Below are 17591 nucleotides of genomic sequence, written 5' to 3'. Positions count from 1 at the left end.
CTCACATCAGCAATTGGCGGCACGCTGCCACCAGATTGCTTGCCCAGCCCGCAAGCAGCACGAAAAGCCCGAGCCAGATGACGAACAGGACATGCCAGTACATGGCGCACAGCTCGACGCCGAGCCGCAGGCGGGCGGTGATTGTCTGGCTGCGCCAGACCTGCCGAACCGTCCAGCCAAGCCCGACGAGGCCGCCGATGATGTGCAGCCCGTGCATGCCGGTGATCAGGTAGAAGAATCCGTTGGCCGCATTGACCCGGAGATTGTGGCCCTCGGCCGCCAGCTCGCGCCAGGCGACGAGTTGGCCGGCGAGAAAGACGAGCGATGCGATGGCCGCCGCGGCAAGGGCAAGCCGTGTCGTGTCCATGCGCCCGCCGCGTGCCGCCACCACGGCGCAGTGCAGCGCCACGCTGGCGAGCGCCAGGATGCCGGTGTTGAGCCACAGGACGGCCGGCATGGGCGGTGCCTGCCAGTCGGCATATTCCATGCGCATGAAGTAGGCGCTGGCGAACAGCGCGAAGAGGCCGCCGATGACGGCCAGCAGGACGCCGAGCCCGACCTTCGCCGTCGGCATGTGCGTCACGTCGTTGTCCGGCAGCGCGCCGACGACACCGCCTTCCAGCCACGGTTTCGACATGATGCGCTGGTTGGCCAGCCACCATCCGGCGACGCAGAAGATGACGAGCAGAAAGACCAGGATGACGCTCATGCCGGCCTCGCCGCGCTTGGGTCGGGATGTGCGGCGCTGTGTTGCGGCCTCGGGTCGTTCTGGGCGATGAAGTCTTCCGGCGCGCCGGGCACCGAATAGTCATAGGCCCAGCGATAGACGACCGGCAGCTTGTCGCCCCAATTGCCGTGCGGCGGCGGGGTCGTCGGCGTCTGCCATTCGAGCGTCGTGGCGCGCCATGGATTGCCACCTGCATCCCTGCCGAAGCGCAGGCTCCAGAAGAGGTTGAACAGGAACACCATCTGGGCGAAGCCGACGACCAGCGCGGCGATGGTGATGAAGGCGTTCAGATTGTCGACCGGCGCGGTCATGAAGGCCGGCTCGCCGATTTCGGGATAGCGCCGCGGCACGCCGACGAGCCCGACATAATGCATCGGGAAGAAGATCGCATAGGCGCCGAGGAAGGTGATCCAGAAATGGAATTGGCCCATCGCCTCGTTGAGCATCTTCCCGGTGATCTTGGGATACCAGTGGTAGATCGCCCCGAAGATGACCATGATCGGCGCCACGCCCATGACCATGTGGAAATGAGCGACGACGAACATGGTGTCCGACAGCGGCACGTCGACCACCACGTTGCCGAGGAAGAGCCCGGTCAGCCCGCCATTGACGAAGGTAACGATGAAGGCGAGCGCGAACAGCATCGGCAAGGTGAGGTGGATGTCGCCGCGCCACAGCGTCAGCACCCAGTTATAGACCTTGATGGCCGTCGGAACGGCGATGATCAGCGTCGTGGTGGCGAAGAAGAAGCCGAACCAGGGATGCATGCCGGAGACATACATGTGGTGCGCCCAGACCACGAAGGACAGCGCGCCGATGATGACGATCGCCCACACCATCATGCGGTAGCCGAAGATGTTCTTGCGCGCATGGGTGGAGATCAGGTCGGAAACGATGCCGAAGGCCGGCAGGGCGACGATATAGACTTCCGGATGGCCGAAGAACCAGAACAGGTGCTGGAACAGGATCGGGCTGCCGCCGCCATAGGAGAGCTGCTCGCCCATCTCGACCAGCGCCGGCATGAAGAATGAGGTGCCGAGCACCCGGTCGAACAGCATCATCACGCAGGCGACGAACAGCGCCGGGAAGGCGAGCAGCGCCATGACGGTCGCCGTGAATATGCCCCAGATCGTCAGCGGCATGCGCATCAGCGTCATGCCGCGCGCGCGGCCCTGCAGCACGGTGACGACATAGTTGAGACCGCCCATGGTGAAGCCGATGATGAACAGGATCAGCGAAACGAGCATCAGGATGATGCCCCAGCTCTGGCCGCCCGGCGTGCCGCCGAGGATCGCCTGCGGCGGATAGAGCGTCCATCCCGCACCGGTCGGGCCGCCGGGCGCGAAGAAGCTCACCACCAGCACCAGCACCGCCACCAGGTAGATCCAGTAGCTGAGCATGTTGACATAGGGGAACACCATGTCGCGCGCGCCCACCATCAGCGGGATCAGGTAGTTGCCGAAGCCGCCGAGGAAGAGCGCGGTGAGCAGGTAGATCACCATGATCATGCCGTGCATGGTGATGAACTGGTAATAGGCCTCGGGCGTGATGAAATCGAACGTGCCGGGAAAGCCGAGCTGCAGGCGCATCAGCCAGGAAAGCACGAGCGCGACGAGGCCGATGGCGATCGCGGTGCCCGAATACTGGATGGCGATGACCTTGGCGTCCTGCGAGAAGACGTAGGTCGTCCACCAGCTCCTGGGGTGGTAGAGTTCAACGTCGGGTACCTCGGCAGGCGGGACGGTGCCGTCCGATTGAGGCGTGACATCGACCATCAAGCGACCTCCCTGCTTGCGGCGGCTGATATCCTGCCGCCGGTGTTCATTGTCCTACCCTATTGCGCCCCGGCTCCTTCGGGCTCGACCGTCTCGGCCGAGCCGACCTGGCGCGGCGCCGACAGTTCGGCGAAGGTCGGCTGCTCCTCCAGCCAGCTCGGATAGTTCTCTTCCGTATCGATCATGACATAGCCGCGCATGAACCCGTGCCCCACGCCGCAGAGTTCGGCGCACAGCACCTCGAAGGTTCCCGTTTTCGTCGGCGTGAACCAGAAATAGGTCACCATGCCCGGCACCATGTCCATCTTGGCGCGGAACTCGGGCACGTAGAAATCGTGCAGCACGTCGATCGAGCGCAGCATCATCTTCACCGGCTTGCCGATCGGCAGGTGAAGGTCGGCGGCCTCCAGCACGACGTCGTCCTGGCCGGCCGGGTCGTCGGGGTCGATGCCGAGCGGATTTTCGAAGCTGACCAGCCGGTTGTCCGTCTTGCCGAGCCGGCCGTCTTCGCCGGGCAGGCGGTAGTTCCATTGCCATTGCTGGGCCACCACCTCGACTTCGGTCGCGTCCTTCGGCACGGTGACGAACTGGCCCCAGACATAGAGCCCCGGCGCCAGCATCGCCGCGACGCCGACCGCGGTCACCACGGTGAGCCACGTTTCGAGCCGCTTGCTTTCCGGTTCATAGGCGGCCTTGGCGCCTTCCTTGTGGCGGAAGCGGTAAACGCAATACGCCATGAACAGGACGACGGCGGCGAACACCACGCCGGTGATCCAGAAGGTGATGACGAGCGTGTGGTCGATATAGCTCCAGTTGGACGCTATGGGCGTCCACCACCACGGGCTCAACATGTGAAACACGATTGAGCCTACGACCACGAGAACGAGTGCAAGCACAATGGCCATGCTGCGTTCCTCCCGACATCCCGGCAGGGTCGCTCTGCAGCCACCATGTCTGCGGACCCATTAAGGATGCCTAATCCATCATAGCTTGATTTGGGCGCAAATTTCTAGGTGATCGTGACCAATGGTCGCGGCTCGGGGGAGCCTGCGCCGATCCGCGATGAAAACGCCCCGCCGCGGCCGACGCTTCCGTGACGGGAAAACCGTTTATTTCCCGATAGTTGATGTTTCTGCAGGCAACGGGCCGATTTTTGTTGTGACCGGGTCATCGCGCTGTAACATAGCGGGAATAACCGCTGCGATCTCGACCGCAACAGAATATAGGGGAGTGCTTATATGACGTCGATCAAACGCCGCACATTCATCAAGGGCGCCGCGTCCGCCGCCGGGCTGTCGCTGGCCGCGCCTTTCATCTCGCGCACCTACGCGCAGGGTTCCTCCGGCTCGGTCAACATCTTCGCCTGGGCCGGATATCTCGACGACGCGATGATGGCGGCGTTCGAAAAAGCGACCGGCATCAAGGCGAACTACACGCCCTACGGCACCAATGACGAGCTGTTGAACCAGCTGCGCGCCAACGATGGCGGCGGCTTCGACATCATCTGGCCGACCGTCGACCGCGTGCCGAATTATGTCGAATTCGAGCTGGTGCAGCCGATCGACGAGAGCAAGGTCGATGTCGACAACTGCCTGCCGAGCGCCTGGACGAACTCCGAGAACCTCGGCGCGGTGATCGACGGCAAGCGCTACCAGGTACCCACCGACTGGGGCACGGAGGCCCTTTCCTTCGACAAGGACCAGGCGCCGCTCGAATACGGCACGGCCTCTTATGGCGACATCTGGAAGCCCGAGATGGAGGGCAAGGCCACCGTGCGCGGCCATTCCGGGCTTGTCGGGCTCGGCCTGTGGCTGGAGGCCGAGGGCAAGCTGCCCATGCCGATGGTCGAAGCCTTCAAGTCCGAAGACAACATGGTCAAGATCTACGACGCGATCCTCGAGGAGGCCATTGCCCGCAAGGCCAACATCATCCAGTTCTGGAACAACGAGAACGAGGCGCAGGGCGCCTTCCGCGTCAATGGCGCGGCCATCGGCCAGACCTGGGATTCGACCGCCGCCGCGCTCGGCAAGGAAGGCCTGCCCATCGGCTTCATCGCGCCGAAGGAAGGCGCGCTTGCCTGGATGGAGGGTGTGGCGATCCCGAAAGGCGCGGAAAATCTCGACCAGGCCTATGCCTTCATCAACTGGTTCCTGACGCCGGAAGCCGGTGCCATGTACACCAGTGCAACCTCCATCAACTCCACGGCCGTCGGTGCCGCCGACAAGACGAGCGATGAAGCCAAGGCGTTCTTCGCTGCTGCCTATCCCGACGACGCGCTCGACAAGCTGTGGTGGTGGCCGATCCAGGAGAGCTGGTTCGTTGCCAAGCGCAACGAATATCAGGACCGCTTCCTGTCGGCCTGATCGCCAACAACAAGAACGATCAAGGGCGGGTTTCGGCCTGCCCTTTTTCGCACCCCGGGGAACGATGTCACATTCCGTAAAACTTCAACAGATCGGCATGACATTCGGCGCGACCCGTGCCGTCAGCGATGTTTCCTTCACCGTCGAAGCCGGTGAATTCTTTTCCATTCTCGGCCCCTCCGGCTGCGGCAAGACGACGATCCTGCGCATGATCGCCGGCTTTCTGGAGCCGACGGAAGGCAAGGTGCTGATAGGTGAGCGCGACATGGCGGGCCTCGGGCCCAACCAGCGCCCGACCGCCATGATCTTCCAGTCGCTGGCGCTCTTTCCGCTCATGCCGGTGTGGGAAAACATCGCCTTCGGCCTCGAAGCGCGCGGCGCCCCGAAGGCCGAGCGGCGGGCAAAGGCGGATGAACTCTTGAAGCTCATCGCGCTCGAAGGCTATGGCGAGCGGATGCCCGGCGAGCTTTCGGGCGGCCAGCGCCAGCGCGTGGCGATTGCGCGGGCGCTGGCGGTCGAGCCGCAGGTTCTCCTGCTCGACGAGCCGCTTTCCGCGCTCGACCTGAAATTGCGCCAGCACATGCGCGCCGAACTGCGCAGTCTGCAAAAGCGCACCGGCGTCACCTTCATCTACATTACACACGACCAGTCCGAAGCGCTTGCCATGTCCGACCGCGTGGCGGTGATGAGCGATGGCGTGCTGCAGCAGGTGGGCGCGCCGCGCGATCTCTACGACAACCCTGCCACATCCTTCGTCGCCACCTTCGTCGGCGAGACCAATGCCATCCCGGGCAAGGTCAGTGCCGTAGAAAATGGCGTGGCCACACTGGAAACGGCCCATGGTCCTTTGCGCGGACGTGTCGGCGACGGGCTTTCCACGGGCAAGACAGGGAAGCTCTATGTGCGCCCGGAGGCGCTGCGGCCCGACGGCAACGGCGAGAACGCGCTGACGGCTACCATCGAGCGCATCGACTTCGAGGGCGCTTTCGCGCTGGTGCATGGCGCGCTTGCCGGCGACACGCCGCTTGTCGCCTCGATCTCCAACACAGAGCTCGGCAGCGCGCCGGCCATTGGCTCGAGCGCCTCCTTCGGCTTCAAGAGCGCCAATGCGGTGGTGCTTCCCGATGGCTGATCTCTACAAACGGTTCGGCGGCGGCCTCGGTACGCTCTTCCTCGTCATCGTCGCGTCCTGGATCGCCGGCATGGTGCTGGCACCCAATGTGATGATGATCGACTATGCGCTGCGCCCCAACCTGCCGCCTTCGCAGATCGGCGGACCGGACGACATCTATTCGCTCGACAACATCCTTTATCTCGCCAATGAGAGCGTGCATCGCGCCATCTTCTACAAGACCGTTTGGGCGAGCGCGCTGGTGGCCTTCGCCACCTTCCTGGTGTGCTATCCGCTGGCTTTCTGGCTGGCGCAGAACGCCACGCCCAACCAGACGGCGCTTGTGCTCCTGGCGCTCACCATTCCCTTCTGGATCAACGAGGTGCTGCGCACGCTGGCCTGGTATATCCTGCTCGCCTTCCGCGGGCCGCTCAACGCCTTTCTACTGGGCCTCGGCATCATCGACGAACCGGTGCGCTGGTATGGCGATGGCGGCGTGCTGGTGGGCATGACCTATGCCTATATTCTGTTCATGCTGTTTCCGATCTACAATTCCATCGAATCCCTCGACAAATCGCAGATCGAGGCCGCCCGAGACCTCGGCGCCTCCACCTGGCGCATCCATTGGCGCGTCGTCATCCCGCACGCCAAGGCGGGCATCGCGACCGGCTGCGTCTTCACCTTCATGCTGGCGGCCGGCAGCTATGTGGCCCCCGCCCTGCTCGGCTCGCCCGGCAGCCGCTGGTTCACCGAAATCATCTACAACTGGTTCTTCGAGGGCGGCGACTGGAACCGCGGCGCAGCCTATGCGCTGGTTCTGCTGGTGCTGTGCCTGGCGGTGGTGCTGATAACGCTCAGGATCGCCCGCGTCAGCCTGGCGGAGGTGGCGAAATGAGCGCGTCCGACCGGCTGATGAAGGCCCTGTTCGGCTTCTACATGATCGCCTTCTTTCTCTATCTCTTCGCGCCGCTGGCGATCATGGGGGCGGCCACCTTCAATGTGAGCCGCTTTCCCACCGTCACCCCCTGGCAGGGAACGACCCTGCAATGGTTCGACGCATTGTGGGCCGACCGGGCCATGTGGAAATCGCTGTGGACCTCCATCGCGGTCGCCTTCTTCGTGGTGCTGATCGCGCTGCCCATCGGCACGGCGGCCGCCCTGCTGCTCACCAGCCTGCATGCCCGTGCGCGCAGCTTCTTGTATGCGGTGATGGTCTCGCCGCTCCTGACGCCTGGCGTGGTGATCGGCATCGCCACGCTGGTGCTGTGGCGGCAATTGGGCGTCGGCGGTGGGGTGTTCCTCATCGTCGTCGCGCAGGCGAGCTTCATAAGCTGCTATGTGATGCTGATGATCGCCGCGCGCCTGCAGCGCTTCGATCCGGCGCAGGAGGAAGCGGCCCTCGGCCTCGGCGCATCGAAGTTCATGGTCTTCCGCCGCGTCCTCCTGCCGTTCCTCAAACCGGCGCTGTTCGCGGCCGGCTTCCTGGCGGTGCTGCAGTCGATCGAGAACTACAACACGACGCTCTTCGTGCGCGGCTTCGACACGCCGCTCACCGTCTACATCGCCACCAAGGTGCGCACCGGCCTGACCCCGGCCGTCAACGCCCTGGCCCTCATCATGATTGCCGTCACCATTGTCGGTGCAGTCGCCTACGAGGTTATGCGGCGGCGCGGCGCTGCGCGCCAGGGCGGTGTGACGGGTGCCGAAGGTGCGACCTCAGCGTGATTTCGGCTTGCCCGGCGCGCCCTGTTCGTCGAGCGGCCGCGCTTCGGAGACCAGCATGATCGGGATGCCGTCGCGCACCGGATAGGCGAGCTGCGCCGATTTCGAGATCAACTCGGCATTCTCGGCATCGAAGACCAACGGCCCCTTGGTCAGCGGACAGGCGAGAAGCTCGAGCAGCTTGCGGTCGACGCCGGTCCCGCGATCGTCCTGGTCGTTCATGCCCGTCTCTTCCTGGTCATTGCAGGCCGGGACCGGGTTCGTTGCTGCGCCGGGCGAGCAGGATTTCGGTGATGGCGATCAAGGTCTCCGCGCGCGACTTCAGGTCGGGCGCCTCCAGCAGCGCCTGCTTCTCACTCGGCCCGTAGGGCGACATCATCGACAGAGCGTTGACCAGCGTTGCATTCTCGGCGCGACGGATATTGTTCCAGTCGGCCTCCATGTCGTTGGCTTCCAGATAGGCTCGAAAGGCCTTGAGCAGTGCCGGCCGGTCGATCTGCGAGCCATCTCCCTCCTCGTCGAGATCCGTGATGAAAGGCGCGACGCGACATTGCCGGAACGGCGTCTTGACCTGCGCCTCTTCGATCAGCCGGAAGCGGCAAACGCCCTGCAGCGCGACCAGATAGCGCCCGTCGCCGGTCTCCGCCAGCGATGTCAGGCGACCCAGGCAGCCGACCTCGCACAGCATCGGCTCGCCGTTCGGCTTCTGCGCGCCGTCGAGCCTAGGCTGGATCATGCCGATCAGCCGGCCGCCCGTCAGCACGTGGTCCACCATCTGCAGATAGCGCGGCTCGAATATGTTGAGCGGCAGGCGTCCGCCCGGCAGAAGCAGGGCGGCAGAAAGCGGAAAGACCGGAATGACCGCCGGTAGGTCGGCGGCCGAGCGGTAATGCGAATTGCCGGCCTGCATCAATGCAAGCTCCCCTGAAACGCCTCCTTGCGGGCGACTGGCACTGGCTCGATCGCGCCAATATGCGGTTCGCCCTGTCCCGCCGCCATCGGATCACGAAAACAGCAGCGAGGAAAGCTTGCGCCGTGCCGCGAGCGTCGCCTGGTCGGTTGGGCCCCAGGCGTCGAAGAACTTCAACAGCTGCATGCGCGCGCCGTCCTCGCGCCAGTCCCTGTCGGAGCGCACGATCTCCAGCAGCGCATCGGCCGCATCCATGCGCTCGCCCCTGGCGTTGTGGATCAGCGCCAGGTCGAAGCGTGCCGCGTGATCTTTCGGATCCGCTTCCAGCCTCTCGCGCAGGGCGCCCGCGTCGCCGAGCTTGGCAGCCTCGTCTTCGAGCGCGATGCGCGCCCGCACGCTGTCGAGCGCGGCATTGCCCGCCTCGTCGGCGGCGATCGTGTCGACGATCTGGCGCGCGGTCTCGATGTCGCCGCGGTCGAGATGGATCGAGGCGAGGCCCGCCGCGGCCGCGGCATTGTCGGGCGCCTGGGCGAGCACGGCGGAATAGATGCGCGCGGCGGTTGCCTCATCGCCGTCCTGGCGTACCGCGGCGGCCTGTTCCAGGGCCTCGGTCACGGGATCGGCCGCCGGGCCGCCGAGACGCTTGATGAAGTCGCGCACCTGGCTTTCGGGCTGCGCACCCATGAAACCGTCGACGGGCTGGCCGTCCTTGAAGGCGATGACCGCGGGTATCGACTGGATGCCGAGCTGGCCGGCGATGGCGGGATGCTCGTCAATATTCATCTTGACCAGCTGCACCGCGCCGTTGGCCTCGGCCACCAGCCGCTCCAGGATGGGAGTGAGCTGCTTGCACGGCCCGCACCACGGCGCCCAGAAATCGACGAGAACCGCTTGATTGCGCGATGCCTCGATCACGTCGGCGGCAAAGTCGGCCGTGGTGGTGTCCTTGACCGGCTGACCCTGCGCGGCCACGCTTTCCCCCGTGGCGCCGGCCTGCTCGCCGTCGGCCTGCTCGCCGCCGGCCTGCTCGCCGCCGAATGTCGTGGTCGTCGTGTAGCCGCCTGAAGGGCCTGCAAATGGCCCTGCATATGGATTGTCTTTCATTCCGCCTGCCTTGCTCGCATTCCCGTTCGACAATGTGCGGTCAATGTGGCGATTGACCCGTTACTTTCAAGATATGGGGCTTGTGACCGGTCGCATTGACGAAGCGCAACAGATCTTCGCGCGACAACGACGTCGTAGCCTCGTTGGTCAGGGGATGGCAATTGATCGTCTCGTGCTCCATCAGGTCTGCGTCGAATAGCATGGTGACCGCGCCCTCGGTATCGTTGATCAGGCCGAGCGCCGTCACCGCGCCCGGCGCGACGCCGAGCAGGTGCATCAGCGCCTCCGGCTTGCCGAACGACACACGCCCGGACGCGCCGATGAGCTGATGCAGCGATTTCAGATCCACCTGCGCGTCCTCGGCCAGGGTGAGCAGGAAGTATTGCCCCTTCTTGTCCTTCAGGAACAGGTTTTTCGTGTGCGAGCCGGGAATCTGGCCGCGCAGCGCCTGTGATTGTTCGACGGTGAACAGGGGCGGATGGCGCACGGTCTCGTGGGCGATGCCCAATTCGTCGAGAAAGGTGATCAGTTCCTGCTCGCTTCGTGCCATGCAATGCTCCCATGGGCGCGCCCGTCAACCAGGCTGGTGTTTAGAGCAATTCCATGAGAAGTGAAACCCGGTTCTCCATCCGGAATGGCGTCAAATCAAAAGGTTAGATCGGTTCACCGATCCCGTGAAGTGATGAATCGAACGAGTGAAATGCCGGCCGGGACGAAACACCCCAACGGCGGGACGCGGTGCTGCGATGGGTGAAAATGCCGGCGATGGACGCCGCTTGGGCTCATGCCAAAGGGGCATGCGTGTAGGCGAAATTTGCTGTTGCATTCTGTCTCGGCATCCGCCATATAGGCGCGGCTTGCGGCGCATGCGCCGCGCGAGCGGGTGTAGCTCAGGGGTAGAGCACAACCTTGCCAAGGTTGGGGTCGTGGGTTCGAATCCCATCGCCCGCTCCAGTTTCCAATTCTTCGAAAGCCGCGGAACTCCGCGGCTTTTCGTGTTTTCGCGCCTGTGAGACGGGCGGTACCGGTGTGCCGTTCAGGGGCCGCGGTTACGGCGTGGTTACGAGTTCGCGGAAGCCCCGCGGCGTGAAATCGCGGCGTTGCTGGGGTACGCAACGATTCAGAAGAATGCGAAGGTAAATGCCCAAAACGGGCACTCTTCGCTCCCAAGCTTCACACCAACTCGCCAACGTCATTGACGCTGATACCTTGGCTGGCTCATCATCTTGAGCTTGGGGAGCGTTAGATGTTCAGGTTTCGACTACTATCGGCTATCGTATGCTTTTGCTTCACTACGGTGGGTGCTTTTGCGGAAGTGCCTAGTGGAGCCGCTGCGCGTTGGGTGGTACTCGCCAGTAGCAAAAGTCTTGACGATGCGATCGGCATCGCGTCGGTATACCAATGGCGTTTTGATGATGTCCGGGTAGTCAGGTCATCAAATGGCTGGCTTGCCGTAGTTGCTGGTCCTGTCCCTGTGCCTAATGGGATAAAGGCCGCCAAGAAAGGCCTTCTCGCTGAAGGAGGGCTACCGAGGGACCTGTTCATGTCCAACGGTGCTGATTTCCTGGAGACGCTTTGGCAACCAGTGCGAGTGGTCTTTCCTAATTGGCAGGCAAATTCTTCGAGCGCGGCGCGCTTCGAGACCTCAGGCCTGCAAGTGACAATAGACACGGTTCCTGCCGACTCAGATATGTATTCGCCACGGATAATGGGCACGAAGAACGGGCAGGTCGCCTTCTCCTCTGTCATGTCGGCCGTCTCCACCAGCAACGGCCAGTCTTCTGTAATGGCAGTTCACCTCGATCCAGCATCAAGCGTACCAGAGATTATCTTTTCGGCCTTCTGGGGCGGCGCTCACTGTTGCACCGTAACCGAGATTTTCAGCCCGGAAGGTAACCATTGGGTCAGGACAGAAGCTTCCACACTTGATGGCGGGGGCTATACATTCAATGACATTGATTCTGACGGAAGCATGGAGTTAATCAGCTCTGACAACAGCTTCCTATATGCTTTCGCGCCCTATGCAAATTCTTGGGCGCCAACAGTTATCGAGCAACTACGCGATGGGGCGCTTTCGGATCAGAGTCACAACTCCAGCTTTACCACCTATTACCGGCGGGAACTCGCGGGGATGGAGCATCTTGCTCAGCAAAACACGTCATTGTGGAATTCGAACGGTTTCCTCGCGGCGTGGGTGGCCACTAAGGCCCTTGTGGGGGAATTCGACGATGCCTGGCCAAAGATGATGGCCTCATTCGATCGTGCGAGCGACTGGCAAATGCAGGTATGCAGCCAACCCCTCAAGTTCTCTGATTGTCCCGACAGTGCCAAGATTAACGCCACCTTTCCTGTGGCGCTGAGAGCCCATCTTCAGGAGCGGGGATATCTTCCGGGCGCTACGAAAGGGGGCGTAGTCGCGGCCGCCAAAACGCCCGATTCGGGAATAGAAGGCCCCTCGGAACGACAGCAAAGTGATGATGAGCCACAAGCATCATCATCTGGAACTGGCTTCTTTGTAACCGCGGACGGAGAAATCATCACAAACTTCCACGTCATCGATGGATGCCGAAACCCGCTTGTACTTCATGGCCGATCGCCATCGTTACCCGCCGCTATCGTAGCACGAGATAAAACGAACGACCTCGCGCTGCTAAAGGTCGAGAAGCAGGTTGACCAATTTGCGCACTTCAACGTGAAGGTGCGATTGGGCGAGCCGGTCGCCGCCTTTGGTTATCCGCTCTCATCCATCCTTTCCAGCGGGGGGAACTTTACTCTAGGAAGCGTCACCGCCTTAAGCGGGCTACGTGACGATTCCCGCTACCTACAGACGTCTGCGCCGGTTCAGCCGGGGAATAGCGGCGGCCCGTTGGTCGACTACTATGGAAACGTCGCCGGTATCGTGACCGGAAAGTTCAACGCATTCGCCGCGATGGTAGCTACGGGCGACATTGTGCAAAATGTGAATTTCGCTATTCGCGGTTCTACCGCAGTGTCTTTTCTTCTTGCGAACCGTGTCGACGTGGCAATTGCGGATGGGGTGATCGCTCAGAAGCGAATGGAACCGCCGGACTTGGCAGATTTTGTCACGAGCATGTCCGTGGCCATACGATGTGAATGAAGCGCTGCGTATTCTGATGGCCAGTTTGTTGGCCGACGGAGCGGTTGGACAAAATTGATAGCGAAATCCCGGCGTGATTTTTCGGAAGAAGCTGGGTTGATTTCAGGGGGATTACTTCGTGTCCAATCGAATTATTCAACAAGCTTCCGCACTTCTTCCGTTGGCGCTCATCGTAGCTTGCGCTCAAGTCGAAACGAAGACGGCGCTCGTTACACCAACGACGGGGCAGGTGCTGTCTGCCGGACCGGGCGACACGGTTCTGAGTTTCCAGTCGCGGCGATCGCTACCCAACATCGTGGGTCGTGCGGATCTATTTGGCCGGACCACCAACGCCGGCGGCACGAAGGTGCGCTACCTTGGAACGCAGGGGCAGCAGGCCGTTTTTGTACGGACTGATGTTCACGTCGAGAGCAATGCGACGACAATGAGCGAGACACCACTCATACTGCCCAATTACTCCAGCACATCAATCAGCGGCACGGTTGGTACTACCCCGATTTCAGGTACGGCGACCTCGACCTCATACCAATACATCCCTGCGCGGGGCTCTACTGAATATGTGACAGCCGAACGGCCGATTCGGATTAATCTTTCCAGCGGTCAGACGCTCAAGGTCGAGGGAAAAACTCTGCGGGTCATCAGGGTCAATTCGCATTCGGTCGACTATCGTATTGAGTGACTGGCGTAACGGCTGCGTCGTCGTCACGGACAATGAAAAGGACTTCACCGACGTCGAGATCATCAACCCGCTGCGCAAGGGCTGATGGTGATGCGCGAGATGGGGAAGATGATGGACGACGACCCCGCAACTGTACGGACGCAAGCGGTGTGGATTGGATTTGGATGACAGCGAAAGGATGGGATGACTGTTGTATCACATCCACATAACTTGCCGTTAACAAGGGCGGTGTCGAACGATGATGGAATTGCTTGGGGACGATGATCCGTGGGTGGCGACCACGTCGGGCGAGCGGCTTTTATTCATGCTACTCCAGAACCATCAGGAATGGCGAGTGCTCGCCGATGCGCTAACGGTCGGCGGCCGTCACCGCCATTGCGTTGATCGCGGCCAGCAGGAAGCTCGCGCGGATGGTGAACTCCAGCGCCTTCCCCTCTGGCGTGCCGCGCGCAATCGCGAGATTGCCCGACGACGAACTGCGGATCAGCTTGATAACGGCCCGCATTCTGGTGAGGTTCTGGTCGCTCTCGAACTCATCGAGCATGACGGGCCGACTGTCGGGACCGAGCTTCTGGCGGATGCCTGCCTCGGTGCTTTGGCCGTCGAGTGCAACGACGATCTTTTCGAGTAGATTGTACATGGCATTCACGAGCGTCGTCTTGCCGGTGTTCTTGGCACCCGTGATAAAGACGTGGGTCCGCCATTCGAGCGCACCGCAAATCACGGCAGACGCCAACCAGCCGAACAGGAGGAACGCGGCGCTGGGCGACGCGAAGTTGAATAACTGGAGGAACTTCAACATGGCGGCCGGGTCCACCCGCTTGCCATCCGGGTCGATCTTTAACGGAATGGGGCAGATATAAGCGTAGCTGGCGCTACTCGGGATCTCGCCGCCAAAGTTGCGAACGACCTGCCCGTTCTCGATATAACGCCCCGACCGCGAACGCTGCCTTCATCGAAACCTCCTTTGGCGCGGCCAGCAGAGATCAAGGTAACGGCCGCCCCCTTAACGTCGATGCCGTCTTTGGTGGGGAAATTCCGCACCCAGAATTCAACAGGCGCAAGATTGAGCAAAGCGCCTGCGGAAAGCAGTCTGGCAGTGGTTTCAACAATGACCAGGTGTCGAGTCTGCTCGAAGAATACGAACCGCCCGTCCGGCAGATAGCCCAAGGGTATCGGCCCCAATTCACCAGGCTCGTAATCCCCGTGAGATGCTCTACTCTGCCCGAGGTTCTTTTCCCGTGCGCTCTTGAGCATTCCGAGCGTTTCGTCGGCGGTGTTTCCGCGATAGCCGAGCGGCAGGAGGCCGTTCAGGCAATGCGCCATCCATTCCAGATCGAGGTCGAGCAGGGCGATGCCGGACGAAGTCAACGCCAACATCAGGTCGTGCGCCTTCAGGTCGGGGCCGCCTTCCGCCATGGCAAGGGCGGATGGGTTCGAGCAGACCTTAGACAAAAACTCGATACGCAATTCATCCAGCATCGGCAGGGCGCATAGGTCGACTTCGTGAAGGGGCTTGCCGTGCCAGCGGTATCGCACGCCGGACGGATGCGGGGACGGCGGAATCACCGTCATTCCCGACGACACCATCAACTCCGCTATTGGAGCCTTCGCCCCTTTCTGGCGGACCTTCTTGCTCTTGGTTTCGGCCGCAAACTGGCAAAAGATGGTGATACCCTTCTGGCCGATTTTGCCCGACACCGGATCGATCAGCCGGCAGAAAAACTTGGTGAAGCCCGGATGATCGCCATCAAGGAAGCCGAACAGATTGTCATTCAATAGCGTGGTTCCGGCCAATAGCCCGATGCTAGCGTTTGGGTGCTTTTGTCGAAGCTGTTGACGCTCGGCAGTCTTCAGCGTCCTATGCTTCGTCCAGCCAGGAATCAGCGGTTTCTTGCCGCCAAGGTCTACGGGCGTGCCGGCCAGCCCGATTTTTTCATAAAGTGCGTCGTGATGTGCAAAAATGCTTTCGCTATCAGGAGCGGATTCGATTTTGGACATGAGTTGCCTCGAATTTTGGCAGCCGATCCCGTTCTGCGCCGAGGCGCAGCTGATCAGCTCGAATTTGTGGAAGAAGGAGCACGGCCCAAACTCGGGCCGCGCAAAGTTAGTGCCGAACTCTATCAGGCCGCAGAGTCGGCACCGGTCGCGACGATGAGGTTTCGCAGGAGGCGTTCTGAGGCCTCTTCTTTCACGAATATGTCACTACTGAGGAGGAGATTCTCCGTGCTCCACTGGAAATCCTCGGAGATCAGAAATTCAACCTGTGCGAGGGGCCTGTGGCAATCGAAAGTAGAATTGTCATTTCGCCAAGTCAGGTCGCGGACATCAAAGAAGTTGACACGACCAAGAAGGACATCAGTATCGCTCCTCTCGACCCTGACTGCCGCAAGGATGTCGCCAGCGATCTGTAGTGAGAACATCACCGGATATAGCCCGACGGTTGTACCTCGAACGCGACCGTCATCGGCAATCTGCAGACAGCCGCGTTTCTCCATTTCGAGCAGGGTCAACTCGGTGGTCAACGCTCCAATATAACCTTCGGGGAGATGGTCGAATTCGTATCCCCAGATCTTAAAATACATCGCTTATTCCTTTCTATTGGCAAACCGATCTCGTTCCGTGCCAAGGCACGGCTGGTCGGCGCCGAATTTGAGTTTGAGTTCGGGTTACGCGGCGGACAACAGTTCGAGGATGTCGCGCAGCTTCACATACTTGCGGCTGTTCAAGATCGAAAAGGTCGGGATGATCCCGGCCCGTGCCGCGCGCTGAATCTTGAAGTACGGAATGCGCAGCGCGGCGGCGGCGTCCCTATAGGTGCGAAGCTGATCGAGGTCATCGAACAGCGGTGGTGATGTGTCGGTATTCATTGCTCTATCTCCTTTCTCAGGCCATTGCGGTCTGGTGGAGACAGGTTTGCCTTAGCGTGAACTTTCCGAACACACCCGAAGCAGCTTTATGGGATTTCGGGAATCGGCGGGATGTCGTCTATCGGCTCACGTACGAACTGCCGCATTGCCTTGGCCGAGAAATGCTTGAAGTCATACGTCGCAGCCAGGTCGCCGTGGGTGATAATCGACTTGAACCAGTCTTCCGGAAAGCCACCCTGGAGCTCTGTCGACTGCAAGGCGGCCTCGATGTGTTCGACAACTCGCAGTTCGGCTTGATCACGGGTCAATCCGGCGTCGATCAGCGGAATCATGATGTTTGCAATCCATTTCCGCTGCGGGTCCTTGGATCGCAATTTTCCTGTCTTCTGGCCCGCGCGTTTATGAGAAAGGTCGTCCGTGTCGTCCAAGACATAGGAAGCGACATAGCCGTGGCAGAACATGATCTTTCCCCACTGCTGCACGTATTCCGGCGTCAGCTTCTTTTCATCAAGCTCCTGGTGAATATACGGGAGGAGTTCGCGGCCCATTTCGAGGTAGTGGTCGCGCTGGTCGAGTTCGCCGCCGGTGTCGCGGTAACGGATAACCGCCATGCCCGCCCGTGAAACCGCCCCATCTTGCCGTCGGTGGTGTTCGTGCGCAAGCGCCTCCTCCCGGCTTTCAACGGGCAGGTCACAGAGCACATGCCTGGCATATTCGAACTGTTCCCGCAGTACATCCCACATCTCGGTTTCGTTCGCGGGAACGCGCATCACGTCGTCGTTGTACATGGCTCCACCAAGTCCCGTCTCGGCGAGAAGCTTGCCTACATCCATCGTCACTGGGACGGTTTGCAGACCTTCCTCCACGACGGCCGTGTCGAGATCGATAGCAACAGTGTCGAGAATTTGATCCGGCCAATTGCCTTGAACAGGAAAAATGCATTGTTCGCCGGCCATGACGAGGGCGGCCGCACCTGGGGCCGCATCGCATCGCTCATCGAGACCGCGAAAATCAACAGTGTCGAGCCCTTCGCCTATCTCAAGGCGACCCTCGAGGCCATCGCCGACGGCCATCCGAAAAGCCGGATCGACGAGCTCCTGCCATGGAACTTCACGCCGTCAAGCTGAAATCCTGTGGGCCGCAGACGTCGCTTACGTCCTTTCTCCCCTCGCGCCACCCATTTCGGCAGTACCCGCTCCTGCGCCGCCTGCC

At 61.4% G+C, this 17591-nt stretch carries 18 protein-coding genes, 1 tRNA gene and 1 pseudogene; 8 read left to right on the top strand and 12 right to left on the bottom strand.

Translation table 11 applies throughout. From position 1 onward, the window contains the following. Nucleotide 1: 1 nt before the first annotated feature. Genes GM909_RS01285 through GM909_RS01275 form a run of 3 tightly spaced genes read right to left on the bottom strand, consistent with a single transcriptional unit; the run spans nt 2 to nt 3407 of the window. Nucleotides 2–709, bottom strand: a complete 708-nt coding sequence (locus GM909_RS01285) for a cytochrome c oxidase subunit 3 (protein ID WP_157014373.1) — start codon at nt 707–709, stop codon at nt 2–4. After that, the gene (locus GM909_RS01280) at nt 706–2502 is read right to left on the bottom strand and encodes a cbb3-type cytochrome c oxidase subunit I (RefSeq protein WP_157014372.1); all 1797 of its coding nucleotides are present in this window, start codon (nt 2500–2502) and stop codon (nt 706–708) included. Before GM909_RS01280 ends, GM909_RS01285 begins: the two co-directional genes overlap by 4 nt. 59 nt (nt 2503–2561) lie before the next feature. After that, nucleotides 2562–3407 (bottom strand): cytochrome c oxidase subunit II, encoded by an 846-nt coding sequence (locus tag GM909_RS01275; protein WP_157014371.1) that lies wholly within the window; start codon nt 3405–3407, stop codon nt 2562–2564. Nucleotides 3408–3740: 333 nt separating this feature from the next. Between GM909_RS01275 and GM909_RS01270 the strand changes: the two genes are divergently transcribed. The 4 genes from GM909_RS01270 (at nt 3741) to GM909_RS01255 (ending at nt 7701) form a co-directional block, all read left to right on the top strand. Next, nucleotides 3741–4865 (top strand): extracellular solute-binding protein, encoded by a 1125-nt coding sequence (locus GM909_RS01270; protein WP_157014370.1) that lies wholly within the window; start codon nt 3741–3743, stop codon nt 4863–4865. Nucleotides 4866–4929: 64 nt separating this feature from the next. Further along, complete coding sequence (locus tag GM909_RS01265; RefSeq protein ID WP_157014369.1) at nt 4930–5997, top strand: ABC transporter ATP-binding protein; 1068 nt, start codon at nt 4930–4932, stop codon at nt 5995–5997. Next, nucleotides 5990–6871, top strand: coding sequence for an ABC transporter permease (locus GM909_RS01260; RefSeq protein ID WP_157014368.1), 882 nt, complete (start codon nt 5990–5992; stop codon nt 6869–6871). Before GM909_RS01265 ends, GM909_RS01260 begins: the two co-directional genes overlap by 8 nt. Further along, complete coding sequence (locus GM909_RS01255) at nt 6868–7701, top strand: ABC transporter permease (protein WP_157014367.1); 834 nt, start codon at nt 6868–6870, stop codon at nt 7699–7701. Before GM909_RS01260 ends, GM909_RS01255 begins: the two co-directional genes overlap by 4 nt. Here GM909_RS01255 and GM909_RS01250 read toward each other — a convergent pair. The 4 genes from GM909_RS01250 to GM909_RS01235 form a co-directional block, all read right to left on the bottom strand. Next, complete coding sequence (locus GM909_RS01250) at nt 7693–7920, bottom strand: Trm112 family protein (RefSeq protein ID WP_157014366.1); 228 nt, start codon at nt 7918–7920, stop codon at nt 7693–7695. The genes GM909_RS01255 and GM909_RS01250 overlap by 9 nt on opposite strands. 16 nt (nt 7921–7936) lie before the next feature. Beyond that, nucleotides 7937–8608 carry an LON peptidase substrate-binding domain-containing protein gene (locus GM909_RS01245; RefSeq protein ID WP_157014365.1) on the bottom strand — a complete coding sequence of 224 codons (672 nt, stop codon included), beginning with the start codon at nt 8606–8608 and terminating at the stop codon, nt 7937–7939. A 93-nt stretch (nt 8609–8701) separates the two neighbouring features. Further along, nucleotides 8702–9712, bottom strand: a complete 1011-nt coding sequence (gene trxA, locus GM909_RS01240) for a thioredoxin (RefSeq protein WP_157014364.1) — start codon at nt 9710–9712, stop codon at nt 8702–8704. A gap of 40 nt (nt 9713–9752) precedes the next feature. Then, nucleotides 9753–10262, bottom strand: a complete 510-nt coding sequence (locus GM909_RS01235; RefSeq protein ID WP_157014363.1) for a prolyl-tRNA synthetase associated domain-containing protein — start codon at nt 10260–10262, stop codon at nt 9753–9755. Nucleotides 10263–10591: 329 nt separating this feature from the next. Between GM909_RS01235 and GM909_RS01230 the strand changes: the two genes are divergently transcribed. The 3 genes from GM909_RS01230 (at nt 10592) to GM909_RS01220 (ending at nt 13509) form a co-directional block, all read left to right on the top strand. Then, nucleotides 10592–10666 (top strand) — tRNA-Gly (locus GM909_RS01230). Between the two features lie 589 nt (nt 10667–11255). Then, the gene (locus tag GM909_RS01225; RefSeq protein ID WP_198174074.1) at nt 11256–12830 is read left to right on the top strand and encodes a S1C family serine protease; all 1575 of its coding nucleotides are present in this window, start codon (nt 11256–11258) and stop codon (nt 12828–12830) included. Between the two features lie 118 nt (nt 12831–12948). Further along, the gene (locus tag GM909_RS01220; RefSeq protein WP_157014361.1) at nt 12949–13509 is read left to right on the top strand and encodes a hypothetical protein; all 561 of its coding nucleotides are present in this window, start codon (nt 12949–12951) and stop codon (nt 13507–13509) included. 349 nt (nt 13510–13858) lie between these two features. Here the strand turns inward: GM909_RS01220 and GM909_RS01210 are convergent, their stop codons facing one another. From GM909_RS01210 to GM909_RS01190, 5 genes are all read right to left on the bottom strand, one after another. Continuing rightward, nucleotides 13859–14311, bottom strand: coding sequence for a nucleoside/nucleotide kinase family protein (locus tag GM909_RS01210; RefSeq protein ID WP_157014360.1), 453 nt, complete (start codon nt 14309–14311; stop codon nt 13859–13861). Between the two features lie 38 nt (nt 14312–14349). Further along, nucleotides 14350–15510 (bottom strand): bifunctional DNA primase/polymerase, encoded by a 1161-nt coding sequence (locus GM909_RS01205; protein ID WP_157014359.1) that lies wholly within the window; start codon nt 15508–15510, stop codon nt 14350–14352. Nucleotides 15511–15632: 122 nt separating this feature from the next. After that, nucleotides 15633–16094: a hypothetical protein gene (locus GM909_RS01200; protein WP_157014358.1), complete on the bottom strand. Its 462-nt coding sequence runs from the start codon at nt 16092–16094 to the stop codon at nt 15633–15635. An 84-nt stretch (nt 16095–16178) separates the two neighbouring features. Then, nucleotides 16179–16379, bottom strand: coding sequence for a hypothetical protein (locus GM909_RS01195; RefSeq protein WP_157014357.1), 201 nt, complete (start codon nt 16377–16379; stop codon nt 16179–16181). 86 nt (nt 16380–16465) lie between these two features. Next, nucleotides 16466–16990 (bottom strand): hypothetical protein, encoded by a 525-nt coding sequence (locus GM909_RS01190; RefSeq protein WP_157014356.1) that lies wholly within the window; start codon nt 16988–16990, stop codon nt 16466–16468. 186 nt (nt 16991–17176) lie between these two features. Here GM909_RS01190 and GM909_RS01185 point away from each other — a divergent pair. Further along, a pseudogene (locus GM909_RS01185) lies at nt 17177–17506 on the top strand (transposase domain-containing protein); the annotation flags it as partial. Nucleotides 17507–17591 lie beyond the last annotated feature (85 nt).

This window comes from Mesorhizobium xinjiangense, assembly GCF_009749525.1.
GTDB classification, from domain to species: Bacteria; Pseudomonadota; Alphaproteobacteria; order Rhizobiales; family Rhizobiaceae; genus Mangrovimarina; species Mangrovimarina xinjiangensis.
Note: the sequence above shows the minus strand (reverse complement) of the source record. Positions and strands in the feature narration are given on the sequence as shown.